Origin of the sequence: Streptomyces goshikiensis, from assembly GCF_014650555.1 — a bacterium.
Taxonomy (GTDB): domain Bacteria; phylum Actinomycetota; class Actinomycetes; order Streptomycetales; family Streptomycetaceae; genus Streptomyces; species Streptomyces goshikiensis.
The window spans coordinates 414,796-440,067 of record NZ_BMVE01000002.1; the positions used below are offsets into that span (position 1 = coordinate 414,796).

At 75.2% G+C, this 25,272-nt stretch carries 16 protein-coding genes and 1 riboswitch; of the genes, 6 read left to right on the forward strand and 10 right to left on the reverse strand.

Annotation, left to right across the window (positions count from 1 at the left end; genetic code table 11):
- The first annotated feature begins 97 nt into the window (after nucleotides 1-97).
- The 3 genes from IE248_RS07145 (at nucleotide 98) to metE (ending at nucleotide 5,398) form a co-directional block, all read left to right on the forward strand.
- A complete protein-coding gene (locus IE248_RS07145) occupies nucleotides 98-1,078 on the forward strand; it encodes an ArsR/SmtB family transcription factor (RefSeq protein ID WP_073796955.1) in 981 nt (326 codons plus the stop codon).
- A gap of 79 nt (nucleotides 1,079-1,157) precedes the next feature.
- Nucleotides 1,158-2,603 carry an FAD-dependent oxidoreductase gene (locus IE248_RS07150; protein WP_190030198.1) on the forward strand — a complete coding sequence of 482 codons (1,446 nt, stop codon included), beginning with the start codon at nucleotides 1,158-1,160 and terminating at the stop codon, nucleotides 2,601-2,603.
- A gap of 94 nt (nucleotides 2,604-2,697) precedes the next feature.
- A riboswitch (cobalamin riboswitch) is annotated at nucleotides 2,698-2,930 on the forward strand.
- Nucleotides 2,931-3,064: 134 nt separating this feature from the next.
- Nucleotides 3,065-5,398, forward strand: coding sequence for a 5-methyltetrahydropteroyltriglutamate--homocysteine S-methyltransferase (gene metE / locus IE248_RS07155; RefSeq protein ID WP_190030199.1), 2,334 nt, complete (start codon nucleotides 3,065-3,067; stop codon nucleotides 5,396-5,398).
- A gap of 78 nt (nucleotides 5,399-5,476) precedes the next feature.
- On the opposite strand, the gene IE248_RS07160 is transcribed toward metE, so the two are convergent.
- On the reverse strand, nucleotides 5,477-7,081 hold the full coding sequence (locus IE248_RS07160) for a Kelch repeat-containing protein (protein WP_190030200.1): 1,605 nt from the start codon (nucleotides 7,079-7,081) through the stop codon (nucleotides 5,477-5,479).
- Between the two features lie 300 nt (nucleotides 7,082-7,381).
- On the opposite strand from IE248_RS07160, the gene IE248_RS07165 reads away from it, so the two are divergent.
- Entirely contained in the window at nucleotides 7,382-8,014 is a 633-nt protein-coding gene (locus IE248_RS07165) for a hypothetical protein (protein ID WP_190030201.1), read from the forward strand.
- A gap of 38 nt (nucleotides 8,015-8,052) precedes the next feature.
- Nucleotides 8,053-8,787 (forward strand): tyrosine-protein phosphatase, encoded by a 735-nt coding sequence (locus tag IE248_RS07170; protein WP_190030202.1) that lies wholly within the window; start codon nucleotides 8,053-8,055, stop codon nucleotides 8,785-8,787.
- Nucleotides 8,788-8,883: 96 nt separating this feature from the next.
- On the opposite strand, the gene IE248_RS07175 is transcribed toward IE248_RS07170, so the two are convergent.
- The 6 genes from IE248_RS07175 to IE248_RS07200 all read right to left on the reverse strand — a co-directional run bounded on the left by IE248_RS07175 (nucleotide 8,884) and on the right by IE248_RS07200 (nucleotide 15,255).
- Nucleotides 8,884-9,663 carry a hypothetical protein gene (locus IE248_RS07175; protein WP_190030203.1) on the reverse strand — a complete coding sequence of 260 codons (780 nt, stop codon included), beginning with the start codon at nucleotides 9,661-9,663 and terminating at the stop codon, nucleotides 8,884-8,886.
- Nucleotides 9,663-10,943: a VWA domain-containing protein gene (locus IE248_RS07180; protein WP_037798420.1), complete on the reverse strand. Its 1,281-nt coding sequence runs from the start codon at nucleotides 10,941-10,943 to the stop codon at nucleotides 9,663-9,665. Before IE248_RS07180 ends, IE248_RS07175 begins: the two co-directional genes overlap by 1 nt.
- A gap of 63 nt (nucleotides 10,944-11,006) precedes the next feature.
- Entirely contained in the window at nucleotides 11,007-12,671 is a 1,665-nt protein-coding gene (locus IE248_RS07185; protein WP_190030204.1) for an HEXXH motif domain-containing protein, read from the reverse strand.
- Nucleotides 12,672-12,866 carry a hypothetical protein gene (locus tag IE248_RS07190; protein WP_037798422.1) on the reverse strand — a complete coding sequence of 65 codons (195 nt, stop codon included), beginning with the start codon at nucleotides 12,864-12,866 and terminating at the stop codon, nucleotides 12,672-12,674. It abuts the gene before it with no gap.
- Nucleotides 12,867-12,991: 125 nt separating this feature from the next.
- Nucleotides 12,992-14,125, reverse strand: a complete 1,134-nt coding sequence (locus IE248_RS07195; protein ID WP_190030205.1) for an effector-associated domain 2-containing protein — start codon at nucleotides 14,123-14,125, stop codon at nucleotides 12,992-12,994.
- Nucleotides 14,122-15,255, reverse strand: coding sequence for an alpha/beta fold hydrolase (locus IE248_RS07200; protein ID WP_308438131.1), 1,134 nt, complete (start codon nucleotides 15,253-15,255; stop codon nucleotides 14,122-14,124). Before IE248_RS07200 ends, IE248_RS07195 begins: the two co-directional genes overlap by 4 nt.
- A gap of 262 nt (nucleotides 15,256-15,517) precedes the next feature.
- Here IE248_RS07200 and IE248_RS07205 point away from each other — a divergent pair, with 262 nt between their 5' ends.
- Complete coding sequence (locus IE248_RS07205; RefSeq protein WP_190030207.1) at nucleotides 15,518-16,822, forward strand: cation:proton antiporter; 1,305 nt, start codon at nucleotides 15,518-15,520, stop codon at nucleotides 16,820-16,822.
- Nucleotides 16,823-16,920: 98 nt separating this feature from the next.
- Here the strand turns inward: IE248_RS07205 and fxsT are convergent, their stop codons facing one another.
- The 3 genes from fxsT to IE248_RS07220 are packed head-to-tail and all read right to left on the reverse strand — an operon-like array spanning nucleotide 16,921 to nucleotide 24,157.
- Entirely contained in the window at nucleotides 16,921-21,498 is a 4,578-nt protein-coding gene (fxsT, locus tag IE248_RS07210) for an FxSxx-COOH system tetratricopeptide repeat protein (RefSeq protein WP_190030208.1), read from the reverse strand.
- A complete protein-coding gene (locus IE248_RS07215; RefSeq protein WP_190030209.1) occupies nucleotides 21,498-22,652 on the reverse strand; it encodes an AAA family ATPase in 1,155 nt (384 codons plus the stop codon). Before IE248_RS07215 ends, fxsT begins: the two co-directional genes overlap by 1 nt.
- The gene (locus tag IE248_RS07220) at nucleotides 22,649-24,157 is read right to left on the reverse strand and encodes a VMAP-C domain-containing protein (protein ID WP_190030210.1); all 1,509 of its coding nucleotides are present in this window, start codon (nucleotides 24,155-24,157) and stop codon (nucleotides 22,649-22,651) included. The genes IE248_RS07215 and IE248_RS07220 overlap by 4 nt, the downstream gene beginning before the upstream one ends.
- Nucleotides 24,158-25,272: the final 1,115 nt, after the last annotated feature.

Here is a 25,272-nt window from a genome sequence, read left to right on the forward strand (position 1 = left end):
TTCGCCTGCACGCGAAAGCCCGAGGCCGGGAGCCGGGAGCCGGCGGCTGGGAGTCGGAGGCCTGGGACGGGTGTAGGACACGGGGCGGGGGCGGGAGATGGGCTGGTGGCGGATCGACACCGATGCGCTGGCGGGCAGCCGGTTCGTGGTGTCGGCGCTGGCCGAGACCACGGCGGCGCTGATGGCGCTGCGGTGGCGCAGCGCAGGCCACCCCGGCGAGCGGGACTGGCTCGCGGCCCGGTTGCCCGCGTTCCAGGAGTACCTGGCCGCCGAACCGGTCACCGCCGAGGTGCTGCGGGCGGCCCTCGGGCGGCAGTGGATCGCCGACTACCTGACCCCGCCGCCGGACGGCCGCCCCTTCGAGGAGGAGCTGGAGTCGATCCGCGCGACCCCGGACGCGGTGGTGCGGACGAACCTGCGCGCCGCCTCGCGTCCGGCCGGGGCGGCCCTGCGCGCCCGGGGGCTGGGCCCGCGCACCGCCGAGCTGCTGGAGTGGGTCTGGGCCGAGGCCGTGCGCCCCGACTGGGAGCGCCGTCGCCGGGTCGCCGAGGCCGATGTCCTGGTCCGCACCCGGCAGTTGAGCCTCGGCGGATGGTCGGCGGCCCTGTCGGGGATGCGGCCGGGGATGGCCTGGCTCGGCGAGGGACGGCTGCGGATCAACCTCCAGCAGCGCCCGCCGCGCGGGCTGTCGGGGGAGGCCGGGCTGGTCTTCGTACCCGTGACGCCCCGGCACGGGTGGGTGGCCTGGCGGGGGGCCCACCGGCACGCCCTGGTGTATCCGTGCGAGGGCCAGCTCACCCAGCCGGACACGGCGCCGGCCCCGCAGGCGCTGGTCGCCCTGCTCGGGCCGGTGCGGGCGCGGGTGCTGGTGCTGCTGGAGAGCCCGAAGTCCACGACCCAGCTGGTCGCGCTGACCGGGCTGAGCCTGGGCGCGGTGGCCGGCCAGCTGAAGGTGCTGCTGGCGGCCGGCCTGATCCTGCGCCGCCGCACGGGCCGCACCGTGCTGTACACCCGGGTGGCGGCCGGAGACGTCCTGGTCTCGGCGACCACGGAGGGCCCGCGGGCGCCCCGGGTGTGAGCCTTTCCGCCCCCGGGATGCCTCGGGGCGCCCCGGCCGGGACGGCCTGTTCCGCGGCCGTCCCGCGAGACTCGCCGGTATGGACAACGAGACGGACAACCACTCGGCAGGTTCTCCCACGAGCCGTCCGAACGACCCCGCCGCGCAGGACCACGCGCAGGACCACGCGGTGGTGCTCGGCGCGGGCCTGGCCGGGCTGCTCGCCGCCCGGGTGCTCGCCACGAAGTTCGCCCGCGTCACCCTCGTCGAGCGGGACGAACTGCCCGAGGCCGGGCCGGCGTTCCGGCCCGGCGTCCCGCAGTCCCGGCACGTGCACGTGCTGTGGTCGCGCGGCCTGGAGCTGATGGAACAAATGCTTCCGGGGATCACCGGAAAGCTGGTGGCGGCCGGGGCCGTGGTGCTGGAATCGCCCCGGGACTTCCTCTGGCTGAGCCCCGCCGGCTGGTTCGGCGCCGTCCCCGGCGCCGAAGTCCTCCTCGCCGGCCGGGAGGTCATCGACTGGACGGTGCGCCAGGAGGTGCTGCGGGACGGGCGCATCCGGGTGCGGGCCGGCTCCGCGGCCACCGGGCTCGTCGCCGGCGCCGACGGCGGCTCGGTGACCGGCGTGCGACTGCGCGAGGGCGAGCCGCTGACCGCGCGCCTCGTGGTCGACGCCACCGGCCGCACCTCCAAGGCCTCCGACTGGCTGGCGGCCCTGGGGTACGAGGTCCCCGAGGCCTCCCGCTGCGATTCCCGTCTCGCCTACTCCAGCCGCTCCTTCGCGGCCCCGAAGGACCCCGGGCGGCGCTGGCGCGGCGTGTACGTCCAGGGCCGGCCGGACAGCCCGCGCGGGGGCGTGCTGGTCCCGCTGGACGGTGACCGCTGGCTGGTGACCCTGCTCGGGTACGGCAGCGGGCACGCCCCGCCCACCAAGGACGAGGAGTTCCTCGACTTCGCCCGTACGCTGCGCAGCCCCGCCCTCTACGACGCCATCCGCGACGCGGAACCCCTCTCCCCGGCCACCGGGTTCCGGGGGACGGCGAACGAGTGGCGCCACTACGAGCGGGTGGAGCGCTGGCCGGCCGGGTTCATCGTCCTCGGCGACGCCGCGTGCCGGTTCAACCCCGTGTACGGGCACGGGATGACGGTGGCCGCGCTCGCGGCCGACGCCCTCGCCGCCGCGATCCGCGACCTGGGACCGGCCGAGATCCCGGGCGCGGCCCGCCGGCTCCAGCGGCGGACGGCCGCCGCGGCGGAGGTGGCCTGGCAGATCGCCACCAGCGAGGACCAGCGCTACCCGGGGACGGAGGGGCCGCCGCCGGACCGGGCCACCCGGATCCTCCAGAAGTACATGTCCCGGGTGATGGCGGGGGCCACCGCCGATCCGGGGATCTCCGCGCCCTTCTTCGGCGTCCTGTCCCTGTCCGCCCCGCCGAACACCCTCCTCAGCCCGGGCACGGTGGTGCGCGTCCTGTCCAAGTGGCGCCTCCCCACGGCCCCGGAGACCACCGCCTACCCCTCCCACCACGGCCCGCCGGGGGCGTAGCGGCCACCGGCAGCCGCCCACCGCCCGCGCGGCGGGCCCGCGGTCATCAGAGATCGGCAGGTCGTCTGACCCCGATCTGACATTCGGCTCCCGTAAGGTGGGCCGTGCAGCTGGTTCGCCCCCGTCCGCCAGGCGGGAAGCGTCGTAAGAGGGAACCCGGTGGGAATCCGGGACTGCCCCGCAGCGGTGAGCGAGAACGACCGCCGTCATACGCACTGGGCCCGGACGGGCCTGGGAAGCGACGGCCAGTAGGTGTCCGTCCCCGACCGACAGGTCGGGGCAGGCGTGCCCGCGAGTCCGAAGACCTGCCCGTTGCCCGCCGTGCGGACCCACGTCCGCGCGCGGAGATTCCGGTGACCTCTCGGGCGGGTCGGCGTGCACCTCTGCCATCCCTTCGCGTTCGCGTGCCCGTGTCCCGTCGCCGGGATCCGTCCTCAGACACGCTCGCGAAGGAGAGTTCTGTGACCACCGCATCCGCCACACCCCCCACACCCGCGCCCGCCGTACGGGCGACCGCGCACGGCTACCCCCGACAGGGCCCGCAGCGGGAGCTGAAGAAGGCCGTCGAGGGGTACTGGAAGGGCCGAGTCCAGGCCGCCGAACTGCACGACACCGCCGCCCGGCTGCGCCGCGAGGCCTGGCTGGAGCTGGCCGCCGCCGGCCTGACCGAGGTACCGACCGGCCAGTTCTCGTACTACGACCACGTGCTCGACACCAGCGTCATGCTGGGCGCGGTCCCCGAGCGCCACCGCGCCGCCCACGAGGCGGATCCGCTCGACGGCTACTTCGCGATGGCCCGCGGTACCCAGGACGTGGCGCCGCTGGAGATGACCAAGTGGTTCGACACCAACTACCACTACCTGGTCCCCGAACTGGGCCCCGGCACCGCCTTCACGGCCGACCCCGGCGCGCAGCTCGCCCAGTACCGCGAGGCCGCCGCCCTCGGCCTCGCCGCCCGGCCCGTGCTCGTCGGGCCCATCACCTACCTGCTCCTCGCCAAGCCCGCCCCCGGCGTCGCCCCCGGCTTCGAGCCGCTCACCCTGCTCGACCGGCTGCTGCCCGCCTACGCGGCCGTCCTCGCCGAACTGAAGGCCGCCGGCGCCGAATGGGTGCAGCTCGACGAGCCCGCCCTGGTCCAGGACCGCACCCCCGCCGAACTGGGCGCGGCCGCCCGCGCCTACCGCGAGCTGGGCGCCCTCACCGACCGGCCCAAGCTGCTCGTCGCCTCCTACTTCGACCGGCTCGGCGAGGCGCTTCCCGTGCTCGCCGCCGCCCCCGTCGAAGGCCTCGCCCTCGACTTCACCGGGCGCGCCGCCCGCAACCTCGAAGACCTCGCCGCCGCCGGCGGCATCCCCGGCAAGCGGCTCGTCGCCGGTGTGGTCGACGGGCGCAACGTCTGGGTCAACGACCTCAAGCGGTCCCTGACCACCCTCGGCACCCTGCTCGGCCTCGCCGGACAGGTGGACGTGGCCCCCTCCTGCTCCCTGCTGCATGTCCCGCTCGACGTCGCCGCCGAACGGGACCTCGACCCGCAGGTGGCGCGCTGGCTGGCCTTCGCCCGGCAGAAGACCGCCGAGACCGCCACCCTCGCCCGGGGCCTGGCCGCGGGCACCGGGGTCATCGCCGCCGAACTGGCCGCGAACCGGGCCGCGCTGGCGAGCCGCGCCGGATCCGCGCTCACCCGCGACCCGGCCGTCCGCGCCCGGGCCGCCGCCGTCACCGGCGCCGACGCCCGCCGCGCCCTCCCGTACGCGGAGCGCTCCCTCGCCCAGCGGGCGCGCCTGGGCCTGCCGCCGCTGCCGACCACCACCATCGGCTCGTTCCCGCAGACCGGCGAACTCCGCGCCGCCCGCGCCGACCTGCGGGCCGGGCGCATCGACGCCGCCGGGTACGAGGAGCGCATCGCCGCCGAGATCCGCGAGGTCATCGGCTTCCAGGAGAAGACCGGCATCGACGTCCTCGTGCACGGCGAGCCCGAACGCAACGACATGGTCCAGTACTTCGCCGAGCGGCTCAGCGGCTATCTCGCCACCCAGCACGGCTGGGTCCAGTCGTACGGAACCCGGTACGTGCGGCCGCCGATCCTGGCCGGGGACATCTCCCGCCCGCAGCCGATGACCGTGCGCTGGACCTCGTACGCCCAGTCGCTGACGGGGCTGCCCGTCAAGGGCATGCTGACCGGCCCCGTGACCATGCTGGCGTGGTCCTTCGTACGGGACGACCAGCCGCTCGGCGACACGGCCCGGCAGGTCGCGCTCGCCCTGCGCGACGAGGTCGCGGACCTGGAGGCGGCCGGGACCTCCGTCATCCAGGTGGACGAGCCGGCCCTGCGCGAGACGCTGCCGCTGCGGGCCGCCGACCGCGCCGCGTACCTGGAGTGGGCCACCGAGTCCTTCCGGCTGACCACCGCCGGGGTCCGGCCGGACACCCAGATCCACACGCACATGTGCTACGCGGAGTTCGGGGACGTCCTGCGGGCCATCGAGGAGCTGGACGCGGATGTCATCAGCCTGGAGGCGGCCCGCTCGCACATGCAGGTGGCCCGGGAACTCGCGGGCGCCGGCTACCCGCGCGAGGTCGGCCCCGGCGTCTACGACATCCACTCGCCGAGGGTGCCGAGCACCGAGGAGGCGGTGGCCCTGCTGCGCGAGGGGCTGCGGGCGATCCCGGCGGAGCGGCTGTGGGTGAACCCGGACTGCGGCCTCAAGACGCGCGGCTGGGCGGAGACCCGGACCTCACTGGAGCACCTGGTGGCGGCGGCCCGCACGGTCCGCGAGGAGCTCGCGGGCGGCTGAGCCGGCGGGCCCGGCACGCCTCGCGGGCGCGGCCCGGATCTGCTCCGGTCCGCGCCCGCGAGGGCGGTCGGCGCGCTGTCAGCGCGCCGAGGGCTCGAACTCCTGCGACGAGCCGTCCGACTCCTCCAGCGGAGGCCGGACGAAGGGCAGCTCGTCCTCCAGGCTCTCCTGCGGGGAGGTGTCCGGGGCCGGCTTCGTGCTGGGCTTCTGGCCGGGCTTCCCGGAAGGCTTCTGGCCGGGCTTCGCGGGCGGCCTCTGGCCCGGCTTCTGCTGCTGGCCCGTGCCGGGCTGCGCCTGCTGCTGGTCGGGCCTGGTCGGGGGCCGCTGCCCGCCGCCGGGCTGCGCGGCGCCACCGGGCTGCTGGGCGCCGCCGCTCTGCTGGCCGCCTCCGGGCTGCTGCGCGCCGCCCGGCTGCTGCTCGGCGGCCGGCGGCCGCTGCTGGTGGTCCGGCCAGGTCTGCCCGCCGGGGTTCTGCTGCTGGCCGCCGCCGGGAGGCGTGACCGCGCCCGGCTGGGTCGGCCGCTGCGGCGGCTGGTCGCTGCCGGGCCGCTGCTCGGAGCCCTCGATCGCGAAGGCCTCGGCCTTCGACGTCGGGGTCTCGTCGGCTCCCGGGAGGCCGCCCAGGGCGTACACGCAGTCGCTCTTTCGGGTCTTGGGGCACGGCGCGGCCGCCGCGGCGAGGGCCCGGCGCGCGGTCGGCATCGGGGGCAGCGTCACCCACGCGTTGGTCACGGGGCTGTACGCGTCGAGCGCGGCCAGGTTGTCCGTGCCGTTGGTACCGCCCACGGCGTACACGCAGCCGTCGGTCATGCCGTCGGGGCAGGGCGCGGTGGCCGCGGCCGTCAGACCGCGCTCGGTCGGCATGTCGGGCAGCGGCTGCCACCCGTCGAGTTCGGGGCTGTACACCTCGGCGGTGATGAGGGCGGCGTCGCCGGTGTTGCCGCCGCCGACGGCGTAGACACAGGTCCCGCGCAGGCCCAGGTCACCGGGGCAGGGCGCGCCGGTGGCGCCGAGGCCGGAACGGGCCGTCTGCAGGGAGGAGACGGTGGCCCAGGTGTTGGTGGCCGGGCTGTACGCCTCCACCCGCGTCAGGATCGGGTCGGCACCGGTGAGGGTCGTCCCGCCGATGGCGTAGACGCAGGTACCGCGGAGTCCGCCGACCCCGGTCGGGCACGGCGCCGTGGCCGCGCCCAGGGAGGCGCGGGGGCCGCCCGGCAGCGGGGGCAGGCTCAGCCAGACGTTGGTCTCGGTGCTGTAGGCCTCCAGGCTGGTCACGGTGGTGGTGCCGCCGACCAGCCCCCCGATGGCGTAGACGCAGTCGCCCCGGACCCCGCCGGGACAGGGAGCCGTCGTGGACGCGAGGTTCGAGCGGGGGGTCCTCAGCGGCGGCAGGGTGGCCCAGGTGCCGACCGCGGGGCTGTACGCCTCCAGCTTGGCGTCGGCCCCGACGGCGTACACGCAGGTGCCGTGGAGCCCTTCCGGGCACTTCGCCGCCGCGCCCGCGAGGTAGGCGCGCGCGGTGGGCATCTGGGGGAGGGTCAGCCACACGCCCTGGGCGCTCGCCGCGGTGGACGGCAGGGCCAGCAGCGGAGCGACGGCGAGGACGGCCAGCCGCCGCCAGCCTCGGTATCCGGTCCGGCCCGGCGGGGATTCGTCCTGGTCGCTGTGCCGCATGCGCCTCATCGGGACCTCTTTCCTGGTTGCCGTGCGGCGCGGTCCGCCGCCGACGGAAGGGGAGCACGATGAAATTACATACGGTGATGCGACTGTCGCTCACTGTGGCGACTGAACGGCTCAACCGGCACCCGCCCGGTCACCCCCGCGGCGGGCCGCCGGGGCGCGCCCGTTCGGCCACCCGGGGTTGCCGGACCGTTTCCCCACGCGCCCGGCGTCGTTGAGCCCGCAGAGGGCGAGGGGGCAGGACCGGACGGTCCCCGGGGGGCACCGGCCCGTTTTGTCGGCCACCGACCGCAGGACGAAGAGATGCTCCTTCCTTCAGCCCTCCCGCCCGCCGCTGCACCCGCCGTCGCGCCCGCCCTTGCGCCCGCGCGGGACCGGGACCGTGACCGTGACCTGCACGACGCCGCGCTCGCCGTCTGGCGGTCCCTCGCGCGGGCGCTGTACGTGCTCGCCGCCGCCCCCGGGGCGGAGACCGGCCCGCCGGCCGCCCGGGCGGCGGCCCTCTACGACCTCTCCTCCGCGCTCCTCCTCCACGGCGGCCCCGCCTTCCGCGAGCCCGTCCCCGGAGCCCTGCGCGCCGCCCTCGCCGGCCATCCGGGCGCCCCCGCGCTCGACCCGCTCCTGCGCGCCGTCAAGGACCACGCCCGGGTGCGGGTGGCCGTGCTCCGGCCGGCGGCCCCCGGTCGCGGCCGCCCCGAGACGGACCTTCCCGCCGAGCCGCGGCCGGTGTCCCCGGCCCGGCTGGCCGGGCTGCTGCGCCGCTGCGCCGACGGCCTCGGGGCCGGGGGCCCCGCCCCGCTCCCGCCCGGCTGCCCCGACCGGTTCGCGGGCCTCGGCCGGGAGGAGTTCGCCCGGCTGGCCGCGGCGCTCGCCCCGTACGACGGGGAACCGCCGGCCCCGATCGCCGACGGGCCGGCGGTGGCCCCCACGCGCTGAACTCCCGCTCCGCCGGGGTCTGGTGCATGATCGAAAACATGACAAGCCGCCGCCACATCGAGTTCGAGCGCCTCCACAACTTCCGCGACCTGGGCGGATATTGCACCGCCGACGGGCGCACCGTCGCCTGGGGGGCGCTCTACCGGGCCGACTCCCTGGGCAAGCTGAGCGGCGCCGACTGGGAGCGGTTCCTCGCGCTGGACATCCGTACCGTCATCGACCTGCGCTACCCCTGGGAGATCGAGGCCAAAGGCCGGATCCCGCAGGCGCACCGCTTCACCTACGCCAACCTCAGCATCGAGCACCGGCCCTACGACCAGGCCGAGATAGACCCCGCCGTCGACCCCTGGCGGTACCTGGCCGACCGGTTCGCCGAGGTCACCGAGGACGGGGCCGCGGAGATCCGCCAGGCCATCGAGCTCATCGCCACCGGGCCGGGACCGGCCGTGTTCCACTGCACCTCGGGCAAGGACCGCACCGGAATCATCGCCGCGCTCGTGCTGACCCTGCTGGAGGTGCCGCAGGAGGAGATCCTGGCCGACTTCGCGCTCACCGAGCTGGCCACCGCCCGCCTCACCGCCGACTGGCACGCCGCGAACCCGGGCCGCACCCTGCGCTGGCCCTCGTACGGGCGGGCCCCGGCGGCCTTGCTGTCCCTCGTCCTCGCCGATCTGACGACGCGCTACGGCTCCCCGGCCGGATACCTCGCCGACCGCGTCGGCATCACCGCCGGGACGGCCGCCCGGCTGAGGGACCGCCTGCTGACGGCCTGACGGCCTGACGCCCCGACGGCCCCGGGCCGTAACGCGGGAGGAGCGGTCACGGTGCCGCGCCGGGCACCGTGACCGCTCCTCCTCCTGCCCGGCCGGTCAGGCCCCGGGCACCCGCGACGGCCGCCCCGAGCCCCGCGTCAGCGCGTAGCCGCCGATGCCGGCCAGGGCCGCGAGCAGGCCGCCGGCCGCCGTCCAGATCCACCGGTCGGACCACCGGCCCCCGGACCAGCCGCCCTCCGGCTCCGCGGCCACGGCCGGCTTCGGCACGGTCAGCGGCGCGGCGAGCGCCCCGTCCACCGCGACGGCGCCGCCGAGTTCCCGCACATCGGCCCGCACCTCGGCCCGTACCGGCAGACCGAGGTCCTCCTGCGCCACGTCGGTCACGGTCAGCCGGACGTAGTAGCTCCCCGGCAGCGGGTCGTTGGCCCAGGGCTCGGCCCCGGGCCGGACCGCGCGCAGGGTGCAGGACAGCTCGACCGACGCGGCCTCCTTGGCCGCCCCGGCGCTCTGGACGCCGTACATGCAGGCCTGCCGGCGGCGCAGCCCGTCGTACACGTCGAGGCGCCAGGTCGAGGCGCCGTGCCGGGACGCCGACCCGGGCAGCTTCACCGTCGCCTTGACGGTGGCCCGCTGGCCCGAGTCCAGCGGCGTCACCCAGTACAGGTAGTCACCGGTGGAGGCCTCGGCCGTGCCCAGCAGGCCCGGCTGGAGCGTCGTGGCGGTACGGAAGGTGGTGCCGGCCTCGGTCGGCGCGCCCCCCTTGCCGCTCGCGCTCGGGCTGGGGGAGGGGCCGGCCGCGGCGGCCGCGCCCGCCCCGGCGGTCAGACCGGCGCAGGCCAGGGCGACGGCGGCGGTCAGCATGCGTACGGTACGCATCAGTTGGTCCTCCAGACGGAGACGCGCCAGCGGGAGATCCAGCCCCACACCAGGCCCGCGAGGAACCCGGCGAGCACGAGGACGGCGAGCAGCCACCAGCCGCGGCCGAGACCGAAGGAGGCCACGTCGGAGGCGTCGTCCGGCGCGTCGACCAGGTCGACGGTCAGCTCGACGGGCAGGCCCGGGGTGGTCTTGACCGACGGGCCCGCGGCGAAGGAGTTGCTGACCTGGAGGCAGACGGTCTCCGCGACCGGCTTCCCGTCCGCGCCGGTGTCCTCGTCGCCGGTCTCCGGCTTCGGGTAGCGCAGGCCGGTCGAGATCGCGTCGGTGCGTCCGTCACCCGCCTCCGAACCCCGGACGATCTCCCGCCCGTGCGTGGTCGACGCGCGCAACAACACGCCGTAGTCGTTGTTGACCGCGCGGTCGGCCGAGACGCTCACCGAGGCGCGCAGCTCCTGACCGGGCCGGACGTCGACCCGGTACCAGCGGTGCTCGCCGAAGGTCTCGCGGTCGCTGTAGAGGCCGGCGCCCAGCTTCGGGGCGCCCTCGCAGCTCTTGGCCCCCTCGGTCGCGACGGGCTTGACCACGGGGGTCGCGGCCCGGTCCACCAACTGCTTTACACGGCCCGAGAGTTCGTCGGTGTGCTGGACCGAGGTGTACGTACCGCCGGTGGCCTCGGCGATGCACAGCAGCTGGTTGCGCGTCTTGGCGTCCGGGACGAGCCCGAGCGTGTCGATGACCAGGTGGATCCCCTGGGCCGCGATGTCGCGGGCCACCTCGCAGGGGTCGAGCGGGGCGCAGGTGTCCTCGCCGTCGGTGATGAGCACGATCCGCCGGGTCGCGTCACCGCCCTTCAGGTCGTCGGCTGCGCCCAGCAGGGCCGGACCGATGGGCGTCCAGCCGGTGGGGGCCAGCGTGCCCACCGCCGTCTTCGCCTCGGTCCGGTCGAGCCGGCCGACGGGGTACAGCTGCTTGGTGTCCTTGCAGCCGACCTGCCGGTCGTCACCGGGATAGTTGGCCCCGAGGGTGCGTATGCCCAGCTGCACCTCGTCGGGGACGGCGTCCAGCACCTCGTTGAAGGCCTGCTTCGCCGCCGCCATCCGGGACTTGCCGTCGATGTCGGTCGCCCGCATCGACCCGCTGACGTCCAGTACCAGTTCGACCTTGGGGGATTCCTTCGCCGCGGGTTCCCCGGCGGCGGCGTTCGCCGGGAACAGCCCGACGGCCAGCACGGCCAGCAGCCCGCCCGCCCCGGCTGCCAACCATCTTCTTGTGATCATCGCCGGATCGTATTGAGGATGAGCGGTCCGGGCCAAACCGCGGCCCGGGCGCGCCCGCGGGGGTTACGCGCGCAGCAGCAGCCAGTCGGCGGCGCGCCGCAGTTCCTCCGGGGTCCCGGGGGCCAGCGCCAGCAGGCGTTCGGGGCGGCGCAGCAGCGCGCGGCGGCCGGGGGATCCGCCGGCCACCGCGAGGAGCCGGTCGCTGAGGCCGTGCGGGTCGATCCCGCCGCTCCCGCCCGTCCCGTCGGCGGCGCTCTCTGCCGCGCCCCCGCCGAGTACGGGCTGGTACCGGGAGGACGGCGGCGGGACGGCGCCCGCCCGGAACGCCGTGGTCAGGGCGGCCCGTTCGGCCTCGCCGCAGCGCAGGTTCCGCAGCCGCCACTCCACCCGGTGGGCGAGGGCGGCGGCCCGCGCCCGCGCGGCGACACCGGGGGCGACGGGCTCGCGGAGCCAGCCGTCCAGGGTGGCCGCCAGCCCGTGCAGGAGACGGATGCCGGGGCCGGTGGGCTTCGCCCGCGTCAGCAGGGTCCGTACGACGAGCCGGGTCTGGAGGCGGCGCAGGGCGAACTGGAAGGCCGCGAGTTCCGGGTCCGCGGCCCCGTCGGCCATCCGGTCCCGCCAGAACCCGGTCACTCCGGTGAAGGCGTACGCGCCTTGCAGCAGCCCGGAGGCATGGCGCGGGTCGGAGCGCCAGGGGGCGTAGTGGACCTCGGCGCCGTCGTCGTCGAGGAGCGGGAACAGGTGGAGCAGTGCGCCGAGCTTGCTGTGCTGGAACTCGTGCACCATCGCCTCGGCGAGCGCCAGGCCGTCCCGGGGCCGGGAGACGACCATCGACCCGAAGGCGTCCGCCGTGGTCGCGCTCAACGGCGACCCGCCCGGCGGTTCCCGGTCCGGGGACGGGCCGGCGCTCGCCGGGGCGCCGGTCCAGGGGACGATCCGGCGCACCTCCTCGACGCGCAGCCGGCCGGGTCCGGTGGTGGAGGGCCGGCTCAGGATGGTGGCGGCCTCCCCGAACAGGCGCTGCCAGTAAGCCGACTCCGCGTCCGGGAGGGGCCGCGGGGCGACCGGTTCGTCGAGGTCGCGGTACGGATCGAGGTCGTCCAGCCAGGTCGGCGTACCGGCGAAGGTGCGCGCGGGCGTCCAGTGCCGGTCCGGCGCACCGTCCAGCGGGCGGACGACCACCTCCCCGCCGGACCCGGCGCCGCTCAGGCGGAGTTCCCCGCCCCGCAGCCGAGCCCGCGCGGTGGCGAAACCGCCCGCCCCGGGCGCGGTGACGGTGACCAGGCCCAGCGTGGGCAGGGTGAGCGCGCCGTCGCGCAGCGGGACGACGACATCGGCGTCCAGGCCCGCGCGGAGGCGGGCGACCAGGCAGACCGCGAAGAGGTGCCCGGCGTCCGCCCACAGGGGCGGGCCGTCCGCCGTGCCGTGCATCCGCCGCAGCATGTGGGTGATCCAGCAGCCGACCTGAGGGCTCATCAGCAGTTCCTCGGCCGCCTCGGGCCGTACCTCCGCGGCCTCCGCGATCAGCCGCCACGCCGTCCCCGCGGAGCCCACCACGACCGGGTGTTCGTCGAGGCGGTCCAGCAGCTCACCCAGCAGCATCAGACGCCGCGTGCGTTCCACCCGTACCAGGAACGCGACCGCCTCCGCCGAACCGCCGCCCGTGGCGAGCTCGTCGAACAGGTGTCCGGGCATCGTCAGGCGGCCGTCGTCCCCCGGCGAGTCCATCTATGCGGCCTCGTGGCTCCGCGGCGGATTCCCGCCGCCCATGGCGTTGCTGCGCGGGCGCCGCGCCTGGGTCAGCAGCCGCGCGTTGCGCAGCGGCGACGGAACGCCGCGCACGGCGGCGAGGCTCACTCCGGTCAGATCCACCAGATCGGATTCGACGTGACCCGGACGGTCCGCGTCAGCCGGCTCATGCAACGTGATTCCCCCTTCAAGTGCCCCGCTCACGCGCCCTTTTCAGCTGTGCCGCTCGCGATACCGGAGTTCCTCCATGATGACGAACGGGAGCGGTCTGTGAAAGCCCATGTGATCAAGCCAGTCGATTACCCGGAGCCCCCCGGCCGTGCGCCGGCGTATGCGACGACGGCCTCCTCCAGGGCCTGCGCGCGCCCCGGGTCGTCGTCCAGCAGGGTGACCGCGTCGTAGAGCAGCCACACCTCTCCCGGCTGTTCGCTCAAGGTGCGGATGATGCCGATGAGGTCGGTCCGGGCCTTGCCGTGCCGCTGCATGCGCGCGGTGCGGCCGGTGGGGAGCGACGAGACCATCAGCTGGCGCTCGGCCGGGTCGTGCGCCATCGGGTACGAGAGCAGGGCGTCGACCAGCCGCGGCAACGGCGGCCGGGACGGCTGGGGCGAAGGGGACGGACCCGGACCGGCCGGTGGCTCGATTTCCTCCCTCCACTCCGGGCCGACGATGCGCAGCGCCGGCACCTGCTCGGTGCGGCGCCCGGCCCTGAGCGCCGCCACCCGCTCCCGGACGTCCCGGAAGACGGCTTCCGGTTCGGGCCACGGCGGCCCGGCCGGCGACCCCTCCAGTACGTCGAGGACGCACTCGGAGAACAGCCCCGTACCGCGCCCCGGGTCGTTGGCGGCCCGCTGGCCCCGGGTCGCGGCGAGCAGCAGCGTCTGGTGGTGGCCGCGGACGCGGCGGCCCGTGGGGAGGCCCTCGTCGGGCAGGCTGGTGCGGAAGCCGTACTCCTCCTCGAAGGTCTGGCAGGCGTCGACGATCCAGACCTGCCGGCCGAAGCCGGGCAGCAGATCGCTCGCCAGGGTGGTGCGCATCGACTCCAGGTCGAGGTTGCGCTTGTCGGCGGTGCCGGCGTCCGCGCACAGCAGCCGCAGCCGTTCCGCCCGGTCGAGCACCCCGTGGCCGCCCCACCACACCCACAGCATCTCGCCCTCCAGGGCGGGGAGCCGGGACAGCAGAAGCCCGCGCAGCGTGCCGTGGTCGGCCGGGTGGTGCGGGACGCCGTGGTCGGCCAGCGGGTCGAGGCAGAGCAGGACGTTCTGCTCCGGTACTCCGGACCGCAGCAGCCAGGAGCGGAAGCGGAGCGCGTCGTTCGCCGGTCCGGGCAGGTCCCACGAGGGCCCGGCGGCGTAGCGCTCGATGCCCACGACGAGCGCGAAGGTCCGCGCCGGGGACGGGGACGGGACCGGGGGAGTGGTCGCGGCGGTCACGGCAGTCGGGCGGCGATGGCCCGGTAGACGGCCGGGTTGGTCCAGTAGGCGCTGTGCGCGGCCGGGAACGGCTGCCGGTTGTCGACCTCGACGTCGGTGACGCGGCCGGGGAAGAGCGGGGCCCCCACGTACCCGAGCAGGTCCCGGCGGTCGTACACGTTGAGCCAGTCGGGCAGGTGCTCCGGCAGCGGCTCGGGGTGGACGAGCCCGGGCAGCGCGCCGCTCTCGTAGAGGAAGGGCGCCTGGGAGCCCACCGTGACCAGCAGGGCGACCCGCGGCGACGGCGAGGCGATCAGGGCGTCGAGGGCGATGATCCCGCCGAGGCTGTGGCCGATGACCACGACGGGCGGTTCGAGCTCCTCGACCGCCTCGCGCAGGCGCCTGCGCAGGGGCTCGCCGTGGGCCAGGTACAGCATGACGTCGGCTGCGGCGGGGTGGGCGGCCTCGGTCAGCGCGCGCCTGCGGCGGACCACCTGGTGGGAGGCGATCCGCAGCACCGGACGGGCCAGCGCGGCCCCCAGGCCCCGCTCCGAGCCCTCCGGGCGGGCGCCCATGCGGGCGGCGAGCGCGGCGACGGCCGCGTCCCGGGCGGCGCCGTCGGGAACGACCGGGGCGTCCGCGTCGAGGAGGGCGGCGAGGGCGACGGCGACCAGGGCGCGGGCGAGCAGCCGCGCGAGCTCCTCCTCGTCGGGCACGGCCGCGCCGGCGCCGCTCAGCACGGCACTGGCGGCGAGTTCGGTGACGGCGGCCGCGAGGTACGGGGCGGGGAGGCCGGCGCCGCGCGCGATGTCGCCCACGTGCCCGTCGAGGGCGCAGAGCAGCGCGCGGGGGCGTTCCGCGGGGAGCGCGGCGCCCAGGGGCAGCTCCGCGCTCCCGCCGGGCCCGGAAGCGGAACCGGCGCCGCTGCCGGCGGCCGCGGCCAGCTCCGCCAGCGGGTCGCGGTAGAGGTCCGCCCAGAGCTCGGTCCCGTCGGCCGTCCCGATCGCCTCGGCCCCGATCGCCCCGTCGGGGCCGCCGCGGCTGCGGCCGCCGGTGTGCGGGACGGAGAGGCCGCCGGCGCCCAGGCGCGCGCCGAGCTCCCCGCCCCAGTAGCACGAGGCCGTCCGGACATCCGGTGCGAACTCCAGCAAACCGGCTGTGAAACGCCCGTACAGATCGGAGAATCCGGGCTCCCGCACACCCGTCCCGTGAATGAACAGCGCTGTGGTCACGCGCCCCCGCCCCCGCCCCTCGCCCCCGCGTCACGACGACGTGATCGTGGCACATAACACCCCGTCAACTTGGCAGTATGCTGAAAAAGTGCCCCTGACCCGGGTGCGCAATCGCTCTGGCGCTTGGTCGTGCACCCGCCGCGGCAGCCGGCCCCGGCACCGGACTCCACAGGGGGACCGCATGAGTTCTGATGCGATGATCACTCATCTCGTCGGTGCCACCGCGCTCATCTTGATCGTCGCCCACACGGCGGGCCGGCTCTCCCGGCTGCTGGGCCAGCCGACGATCATCGGGCAGCTCATCGCCGGCATCGCCCTCGGGCCGACGATGCTCGCGGAGGTCTCCCCGCGACTGGCCGGCATCCTGTTCCCCCCGGCCCTCACCCCCGTCCTGACCGGGCTGGCCCAGATCGCCCTCGTCCTCTTCCTCTTCGCCGTCGGCTACGAGCTCGACCTGCGGGTGCTCAAGGGGCGCGCCCGCTCGGTCGTGACGGTCTCCCTCGCCGCCTTCCTGCTGCCCATGGCGGCCGGCTGCGGCGCGGCGCTGCTCTTCCACGAACAGCTCGCCGAACTGGGCGCGCCCGAGCGGATGACGGGCTCCTCGGTGCTGTTCTTCGGCGTCGCGCTGTCCATCACCGCGGTGCCGGTGCTCACCGCCATCGTCCGCGAGAAGGGGCTCGCCGGGACGGTGCCCGGGATCGTCGCCGTCTCCGCCGCCGGGCTCATCGACGTGATGGGCTGGACGGTCCTGGCCGGCACCCTGATGGAGTCCGACGGGGCCGGCGGCCTCGGCTGGCGGGTGCGCCTGCTGCTCCTCCTCGGGTTCCTGGTGGCGATGCTGTTCGGCGCCCGCCCGGTGCTGCGGGCGCTGCTGTGGCGGGCGGGAGTCGACCCCTCGATGCGGCTGGCCGTCCTGGTGGGCTTCGCCTTCGCCTCGGCGTGGGTGACCAACGCCCTCGGGCTGCACGTCATCTTCGGCGCGCTGCTCGCCGGCGTGGTGACGCCCCGGGAGCGGGGCGGCACGCTGGACCCGGATCTGGTGCGGCCGCTGCACGACATCGGCCTGCTCCTGCTCCCGTTCTTCTTCGTGGTCTCCGGCAGGAGCGTGGAGATCGGGGCGCTCGACGCCGACGGGGTGGCGGCGCTGGCGCTGATCACGCTGCTCGCCGTGTCGATAAAGCTGGTCAGCGGGACCGTCGCGGCCCGGCTGTCGGGCCTGGACCGCCATGACGCGCGGACGGTCGGCGTCCTGCTGAACACCCGGGGGCTCACCGAGCTGATCGCCTTGAACGTCGGCCTCCAGGCGGGGCTGGTGAGCGGCCGGCTCTACACGGCGCTGGTCCTGATGGCGCTGGTGACGACCGTGCTCACCCAGCCGCTGCTGGTCGTGGTCCGCAGGCTGCGGGAGCGGGAGGAGCGCGCGGCCACCGCCGCCGCCGACGCGCCGGGAGCGCGGCTGCCCGTGGGCGACGCCCCGCCGCTCTAGGCCCGGCCGGTCCGGCCCGTACGACACCGCTGCGGGGCCCGGGGGAGAAACCCGGGCCCCGCAGCGGTGTTGTCGTACGTACCGCGTACCGCTTACCGCTACAGCGGCATCGGGGCGATGTCGCACTCGATCCGCTGGTGCAGCCGGGCCGCCACCAGCCAGGGGTGGTCCGGGCCGAGGACCCTCGCGAAGCCCTGCACGGCCTCCGAGTTGAGCTGGTCGGCCTCCTGGATCCGGCCGAGCCCGCGCAGGTCCAGCGCCAGGTTCGCGCGGCAGGACAGCGTCAGCGGGTGGTCGGAGCCGCAGCTGCGGACCAGCTTCGGCAGGGTGTCGTCGTCGAGGCTCCGGGCCGCGTCGAAGTCCAGCCGGGCGTAGTGGTTGTTCGCCAGGCCCAGCACGGCGGTCAGGGTGAACGGGTGCAGATCGCCCAGCACCTCCCGGAACAGGTCCGTCGCCTCCGTGTCGAGGGCCTCGGAGGCGTCGATGTCCCCGATGGCGCGCAGGGTGGCCGCCAGGTTGGTCATCGTGACCAGGCTGTACGCGTGCCGGTGCCCGAGCATCGAGCGGTAGTGCCGCAGCGTCCGCTCGCCCAGATCGCGCGAGGCCGCGAAGTCCCCGCGCAGCCGCCGGTCGACGGTCGCGTTCACCGCGCAGGCCAGGGTGTCCGGGTACTCCTCCCCGTACCGCAGCGTGAACCGCTCCAGGGTCTCCTCGGTGAGCTCGGACGCCTCGTGCAGCGCGGCGTCCCGGCGCCGGCACACGGCGAGGTTGCGGGCGGCGCGCACCGTCGCCGCGTTGTCCTCGCCGAAGACCGTCCGGTAGAGCCGGTACGTCTCCTCCTGGAGGACGCGCGCGGCCGGGTAGTCGCCGGACTCACGGATGTCGATCGCGAGACCGTTCATCGTGTTGAGGGTGAGACCGTTGCTCGGCCCGTACAGGGTGTCCCACTGCCGGACCGTCTCCTCGTCCAGCGCGCGGGCCGTCGCGAACTCGCCGCACGCCCGCAGCGTCACGCCGTAGCCGTGAGCGGCCAGCAGGGTCGCCGGGTCCTCGGGACCGAACAGGTCGCGGGCCCGGCTGTCGGCCTCCTCGTCCAGCTCGCGGGCCGCGTAGAAGTCGCCCTTGTAGCGCAGGGCGCCGGCCATCTGCGTCATGGAGCCGATGAGTTCCTCCTCCGAGACGGCTTCCCGCCGGGAGATTTCGAGGACGGTCCGGTTCAGTTCCAGGGCCTGGGCGACCTCACCGGTCTGGAGCAGCAGGAAGGCCAGGTGCTTGCCCATCTGGAGCACCTGGGCGTTCTCCTCGCCCGACTCGGCCCGCCAGGCGTCCCACGCCTCCCGGGCCACCTCGGCGCCCGCGGTGTGCGCGCCCCAGTAGTAGAGGTACAGCACCATGGACACGATGAGCTCGCGACCCCAGGGGTCGGAGGTGCGGACGGCCCCGCTGCTCATCACGTGCGGCAGCAGCGCCTGGTAGGCGGCCCACTGGTCGGGTGCGGCCGGGGCGCCGGGCTTGGCGGCGGCCAGCAGGACGTGGGCGGCGCGGCGCATCTCCCGGCTCCGCTCCTCGTCCAGACCGGCCGCGAGCACGGCCTGCATCAGACGGTGGATGTGCAGGGTGCCGCTCTTGTGGTCGAGCTTGATCAGCGACAGCTTGCTGAGGTCGCGGGTGGCCCGGGCGAGCAGCACCGGGTCCCGCAGGACCGGGTCGAGCTCCGGGGTGATGTCCACGTTGCGGCTGCCGCGCAGGATGCCCAGCGGGATCGGCTCTGGGGCCATGCAGGCGCAGATCTCCAGCAGTTGCCGGGCGGCCGGGTTGCTGGCGGCGAGCTGGTCCAGGGAGATGTTCCACGCGGCGGCGACCGAGATCGGGTAGTCCGGGGCGGGGTCGAGCTCCAGGATGCCGGGCCTGCGCTCGGCCAGCAGCTGGAGGTACTCGCTGACGGGCATGCCGGTGGCGGCGTGCCAGGCGCCGCCCTGCTCGATCGCGAGCGGCAGGTCGCCGAGGGCCTCGGCCAGCCGGTCGGCGTCCTCGGTGCTGAGGTCCCGGGCCCGGCGCTGGAGCAGGGCGATGCTCTCGTCGCGCTCGAAGACGTTGACGGTGAGCGGCGCGGCGACCCGCTCCCAGTCGCGGTTGCGGGAGGTGACGATGATCTTGCCGGGGCCGCCGGTGGGGAAGTAGCGGCGGACGGTCTCGATGTCCTCCGCGTTGTCGAAGACCAGCAGCCAGTTCTCGTACGGCCGCCCGGTGCGCAGCGCCTCGCGGACCGCGGGCACCGCCGTGTTGGCCTGCGGGCCGACGTCCAGGTCCAGGGCGCGGGCGAGGTCGACGAGGGCGCCGAGGATCAGGTTCTCCCGCTCGGCGGGGATCCACCAGATGACGTTGTACTCGTGGCTGTGCCGGTAGATGTACTCGATCGCCAGCTGGGACTTGCCGACGCCGCCCATGCCGTGCAGGGCGTGCGGGAGGACCGCCGCGGTCTCGTCCGAACGCAGTTGTTCCTCGACCGCCGCCAGGAGGTTCTCCCGGCCGGTGAAATTGGGGTTCTTCGGCGGGACGTTCCCCATCACCCTCGGCTGGCCGGTACGGACGAAGAGGGTGGTCGGGGAAGCTTTGGGCTCCATGGGCGGATCAGCCTTCGGGTCGGAGGGGTTGTCGGTGGTCGTCGGCACACGTGCTCCAGGCGGTTCGTCGTCGTTCGGGAGAACCCAGGTCGGCGGAGTCTGCGCAGGGGATATGCCCCGCTTCGACGACTCCTGCCCCTTGTTGAAGCCGGAGCCGCCTGGTGTGGTGACGTCAGGGGTGGCGACGTCGGGTGTGGTGCCGCCGCGGGCGGTGGGGCCGGCGCCGAGGACGGGGAAGGCTGCCCCGTACCCCGAACCGCCGCTGCCGCTGCCGCTGCCGGGGCCCGCGCCCGCCGCGACCGCCACCCGGGCGGCCCGGCGGGCGTACGGGCCGGCGAGCGCCTTCAGCACCGCCAGTTCGACCCGCACCCAGGGCGCGTTGGCCGGCGTGGTCTCCGGCAGGGCCGTGCCCTCGGGGTCCTGGAGCGCGGCCCGCAGCCGCACGCCCCGGTCGCGCGCGCTGGGCAGGTCGGCGAAGAGGTTCACCGTCCGGGCGAGCTGGCTGCGGGTCCCGGTGGCCAGGAGCGCCTCGCGGACGCCCTCGGCGAAGTCGGGCGGGCGGTCGCCGTCCGGGCCGCCCCAGTCGATGAGCCCGCCCATCAGGAGCTCGGCGACATGGCCCTGGTCCGCCTCGGGCAGGGCCCGGCCCCGTAGCTCTTCGATCAGCTCGAACTCGAAGGGCACGGCGGCCAGATGGGTGGTCAGCCGGCGTGCGGTCGGGGTGGCCAGCGAGAAGAAGCGGCGCACGGCCGCGTCGGCGGAGCCGGGGCCGGCCGTCCGGGGCGTGCGCAGCCCGGGAGTGGGCTGGCCCTCGGCGAGGGTGCCCGCGAGGACGTACGGCAGGGTCCGGCGCAGCCCGGGCTCTCCCGTCACCAGATCGGCCCAGGCGGCGAACGACTCGGGCTTCAGGCTCAGCACCGGTACGGGGACGCCCCGCCCGGCGCCCGGCTTGACGGGCGGCTCCGCCCAGGGCTCGTCCTGCGGGGGGCCGTGCCCGATCCGGGTGTTGGGCGCGCCGAAACCGCCCGACTCCAGCTCGGCCCGGTAGGGCGGGGCCGAGGAGCGGTGCCACAGGTAGGTGGGCAGCAGGTGCACCAGCGCGGTGGGGCCGCCGCGCGCGAGCCGCGTCAGCAGGTCGTCCGCCGCGGGGCCCGCCCAGCCGTGCGCCAGCGCGTCGGTCACGAGGAGGTGGATCCGCGTCCCCCGGGCGTCGAGCACCTCCGCGGGATCGCCGGTGCGCCCCCCGGACCAGCGCAGCCGTGCCGTGCCGTACCGGGGTAACTCCAGCCGGACGGTGCGTACGTCGCGGAAGGCGCCGCTGCGGGCGGCCTCCACGGCGATCGCGGCGACCCGGTCCTCCCAGATCCGCATGGTGGGCGCGGAGTCGACGAGCAGGACGAGGTCGAAGGCCTTCTCGGCGGCGGGCCGCAGGTACGGGATCCAGAGGCCGTCGGCGATGCCGTGCCGGGCGGTGCGCTCCTCGTCGAGTTCCAGGCGGTCGCGGGCGGGGACGCTGCGGCTCAGCCGGTGCAGCGCCTTGGCGAGCCGCAGCGGCGGCGGTCGCCGGACGCGCCTGCGCCCGAGGGGGACGACGGCTCCGGCCGGGTCCCGTACGACGGTGCCCGCGGCGGTGGCGTCCTCGCCGGCGTCCTCGTCCGCGCCGGACGGGGGCATGGCGGCGAGAGCGTGCGCGGGGTCCGGACCGAGGGGCGGTGGCGACGCTCCCTCGGCGGTCGGCCCGTCACCGGGGGCGCCGGGCGGGGTCGCTCCGGCGCCGTCGGCTCCCTGCGGGGCGCCGGCCCGCTCCTCGTCCCGGGGCCGCCGCTCCTGCGGTGCGCGGGGCTCCTCGTCCACCGGCGGATCCGGGGGCGGGGCGGGGGTCGCCGCCGCGCGGGCGGCCGCGAGCCATACGGCGTCGGCGATCTCCTGCCAGGCAGGACCGTCGGTGAAGGGGCGGCCGGTGAAGGGGCCGTCAGTGAAAGGACGGTCGGCGGAAGGACCGTCCGCCACCGCGCGGGCGTCGGGTGCGCGCTCCCTGGGAGAGCCGTCCATCAGCGGCCTTTCGCGAGGTCGCGCAGCAGCAGTTCAATGAGCTTACGCCCGTCGGTGTCCGCCTGAAAACCACCCGCTGTGGTCAAGTGCACCGCATTCAGCAACTGGTCGACCGACTGAGTGCCCCCCTCGCGGACCCGCTTCTCGAACTCGTCGATGAGCGTGTCCACCCCTTCCGGCCTGCTCCGGAGGTGGCTGATCACGATGGAGACGAGCTGTTCCCGGCTGGGCGGGCGCATCTCCAGCGGCAGACAGCGGCGCCGGAACGCGGCCGGAAACTCCCGTTCGCCGTTGCTGGTGATCACCACGACGGGGAACTCGCGGCACTCGACGCGGCCCCCGACGACCTCGGCACGGGCCCCGGGGTCGTCGGTGAACACGCTGACGGCCGGCAGTGCGCCGCGGACCAGCTCGGGCACCTCGTAGCTGCCGTTCTCCAGGGCGTGCAGGAGGTCGTTGGGCAGGTCGATGTCGCTCTTGTCGAGTTCGTCGATCAGCAGGACGCGGGGCCGCTCGTAGGCGAGCAGGGCGGTGCCGACGGGGCCGAGCGTGATGAAGTCACCCAGCTGCGGCGGCTGTTCGCGCCCGACGGGCTCGGCCCCGGTCCCCGCGGCGGCCCCGGTCCCCGCGGCGGCCCCGGTCCCCGCGGCGGCCCCGGTCCCCGCGGAAGCCTCGGCTCCGGCGGTGACCCCGGCCCGCCAGGTGGCGATGGCCTGGGCGCGGCCGATGGAGTCGTACGCGTACAGCCCCTCGCGCAGGGTGGTCCGGCTGACCACGCTCCACTGCAGGACGCGGCCGAGGCCCAGCTCACGGGCGATCAGATACGCCAGGGTCGACTTGCCCACCCCGGGCGGCCCGGTGACCAGCAGCGGGCGGCGCAGCAGCAGCGCGGCGTTGACGGTGTCGATCTCGTCGTCCCGCAGGCTGGGCCGGGGGTCCTCGGCGCCGAGGCGGCGGCGCTCCGCACGGTCGTCGTCGGCGGGCGCGGGCTGGAGCGGCTGCCCCGCGAACTCGCGCCAGGGCGGGGCGGGCGGGATGGCCGGTGGAGCCCCGGCGGGCGCCGCTCCCGTGGCGTGGAAGACGCGCCAGGCAGTGCCGTCGGCTCCGGCTGCGTCGACCGCGGGGGCATCCTGCTCCTGCTCGTACTCGGTCATGCCGGTACCTCCTCGCAGTCGATGAGCCTGAAGGGGTCATCGTAGAAGAACGCGACGTGCCGGCCCGGCAGTTGGAACCCTCCGGCTTCGACTTCCGCCCTCATCCGCAGGCGGTGGATGGTGACGGGCAGCTGCGCCGTGGGGTAGCCGATGAGCATGTTCAGCGGCACGCCGAGCTGCTCGCGCGAGGGCTCCCTGCGGTCCCAGAGGGCCACCCCGATGCCCTCGGCGATCGCCGCCTTCAGGGGCTCCAGCGCCTGCCCCTCCAGGGCGGGCGCGGCGAGGGTCACCGCGGTCAGCTGCTGGTCGGCGACCAGCTGGTTGCGCCAGATCCGCAGCCCGGTCGCCGGGTCGGAGCCCGTCCAGGAGTGCGGCCGGGCGGCGGCGGCCGACCGGAGCGTCTGCCAGCGCAGCCGCCAGCGGCGCAGCTGCGCCGGGTCGCGGGTGCGCATCCGCTCCAGGCTGCGCAGGTGGACGTAGTAGCGCAGCCCGATGGGGACCGGGTCCCCGGAGTCGTCCGCGCTCCGGCCGATCCCGGCCACGTCGTGGTTGAGCATGCTGTACGGCAGGACGAACTCCACGTGGATCGGGCTCGTGTCCTCGCCGGAGCCGTCCGCCTCCGCCCAGGACTCCTCGCCGCGGCGGATCGCCCGCTCGACGGCGGCGCCGAGGGTCTCCAGGGTGGCCCGTTCCAGGCTCCCCGAAACGGGCGCCCAGTAGCCGGCGCTCCGGTTGACCCAGTGCCGTACGAAGATGTCGGGCGAGCCGTCCACCGCGGGATCCACCATGACGATCAGACAGCGCGGCATGTCCCGGTCGGGCGGGGCGGCGGCCTGGATCTGCGCGCGCCGCCGCGCCAGCGCGTCCCGCGCGCCGGCGCTCGCCGCCCAGGCGTCGCACCAGTCGCGCAGCCGGTGCCGGTCGCTCTCGCGGGGGGCGAGCGCGGCGACGGACTCCAGCATCACCACGGCCGGCGGCAGCCCGTCGGCCTGCGCGTTCATGTCCAGCAGGTGGTCGAAGAGCTGCGCGGGAGTGAGCTCGCGCGGCAGCTCCAGCCGCAGCTCGTACGCCAGCCGGTCGAGCAGCCTGCCCCGGTCGATCCCGCTCTGCCCGGCGAGCAGCGCGCGGGCGGCGCCCGCGTCCTCGTCCTCGAACGCCCCGTGCAGGGGAAGCAGGGGACTCACCTCGGGCGCCCAGGCGCTCAGCACCCGCTCACGGACCCTTCCGGCGGTGTCGCTGCCCTCGTGCAGCCCGACGGCGTAGAGCAGGGCGTCGAGGGCGGTCTCCACCTCGTGCTGTTCCCGCAGCACCGCGTGGACGAGGGCGACCGTGTCGTTGCGCGCGTCCTTGCCCGGCATGTCCACGGGCCGTTCGAGGTATTCGCCGACGCTGTGCCCGAAGAGCACCCGCTGCCCGGGATCGCGCAGGCAGTCCAGCGCGCTGAGCTCCTCCACGAGCACCAGACGCAGATGTACCTTCTTCGGCGGCAGCCGAGGCACGCTCATCTCCACCGACCATCCCCCAGGAGTCGGCACGGTTTCCCTTGTCGGTCCGCGAAGTTATCACGCCCCCTTCATTGCCGCCAGACAAGGTGATCAATCGTCAATTCGGGAAACCGAATGTGGAGCGTTCCGGGCGGGGATCGATTGTTTACGGCCAATCCCGTTTCCCGAAGGCGGCGTGGAGAGCGGGCGCGCACGGCCTGGCCGTACGGTGCGGCGGTGCGCCGCGGCGTACCTGGAGCGGGAGGCTCCGGTGCTGCATATCGCATCCGGGCGACTAACGGTGCGAGGGGGCGGCCGGGGAAGGCGGCGCGTTGTCCTTTCGGGCGTCCGCTATCGGGTTCTCCCGTCGGGATTCACGTCAAATTCCGGCCGGGCGCGGGATTTTCCGGTACGAAGGTGCATCGTTGGCGGCGGGCAAACCGCCCCGTCGCCCCGCGCCCCGCCCCCGCGCCGCACACCCCGCCCGCGCGAGACGTCGCGCTGGAGCCCCCCGCCGCGGAGGCCGACCGGCGGCAGAGCCACCCGGGTGCTCGCCCCGCATCTGCGCGCGGTGTCCCTGAAACACCCCTGGGTGCCGAGGGCCGACGGATGTGATCCGACGCCCCATCAGCTGACGCTGCCGGAAGCCGCGTTGTACCCGCCCCATGCATTCGCTCCCGGGGGCGCCATGACACACAAATGCCTGACACGACACGAGCGTTCTACGAGACACCCGACCTCACCCCATGCGAGGGCGTCGCACAATCGGGCGGGCGGACCTCGCGCAAGGAATTCCGGGACGACGTCTCGGATGATCCGAATCTCGGCGCCACTCTCTGAGCCCTGATGACTCACGACCCCAAGGCCATATTCGGCGAGGCGCCAGAACGCCACGACTGTACCGCGGGTGCGGCACACCCTCGACGGGCCCGGCGCAGACGGCGATCTGATGGCCGCCGTGCCGGCGAAGGAGCCCGGGACCAGCGCCACCTGCGGGAACGCCCCGCCCCGGCAGCCCGGGCGCGGGCGAAGCCCGAGGGGAACGGACAGGACGGCAGGATCGACAGTCGCCTTCCAGAACGGCCAGTGGAAGAAACTTGCGATGGCCGCGGGCGTCAGGATCGAATCGGTTTCCA

Coding starts and splice junctions, on each gene's coding strand:
- IE248_RS07145 (WP_073796955.1), top strand. CDS start 98: ATGGGCTGGTGGCGGATCGACACCGATGCGCTGGCGGGCAGCCGGTTC.
- IE248_RS07150 (WP_190030198.1), top strand. CDS start 1,158: ATGGACAACGAGACGGACAACCACTCGGCAGGTTCTCCCACGAGCCGT.
- IE248_RS07160 (WP_190030200.1), bottom strand. CDS start 7,081: ATGAGGCGCATGCGGCACAGCGACCAGGACGAATCCCCGCCGGGCCGG.
- IE248_RS07165 (WP_190030201.1), top strand. CDS start 7,382: ATGCTCCTTCCTTCAGCCCTCCCGCCCGCCGCTGCACCCGCCGTCGCG.
- IE248_RS07170 (WP_190030202.1), top strand. CDS start 8,053: ATGACAAGCCGCCGCCACATCGAGTTCGAGCGCCTCCACAACTTCCGC.
- IE248_RS07175 (WP_190030203.1), bottom strand. CDS start 9,663: ATGCGTACCGTACGCATGCTGACCGCCGCCGTCGCCCTGGCCTGCGCC.
- IE248_RS07180 (WP_037798420.1), bottom strand. CDS start 10,943: ATGATCACAAGAAGATGGTTGGCAGCCGGGGCGGGCGGGCTGCTGGCC.
- IE248_RS07185 (WP_190030204.1), bottom strand. CDS start 12,671: ATGGACTCGCCGGGGGACGACGGCCGCCTGACGATGCCCGGACACCTG.
- IE248_RS07205 (WP_190030207.1), top strand. CDS start 15,518: ATGAGTTCTGATGCGATGATCACTCATCTCGTCGGTGCCACCGCGCTC.
- fxsT (WP_190030208.1), bottom strand. CDS start 21,498: ATGGACGGCTCTCCCAGGGAGCGCGCACCCGACGCCCGCGCGGTGGCG.
- IE248_RS07215 (WP_190030209.1), bottom strand. CDS start 22,652: ATGACCGAGTACGAGCAGGAGCAGGATGCCCCCGCGGTCGACGCAGCC.
- IE248_RS07220 (WP_190030210.1), bottom strand. CDS start 24,157: ATGAGCGTGCCTCGGCTGCCGCCGAAGAAGGTACATCTGCGTCTGGTG.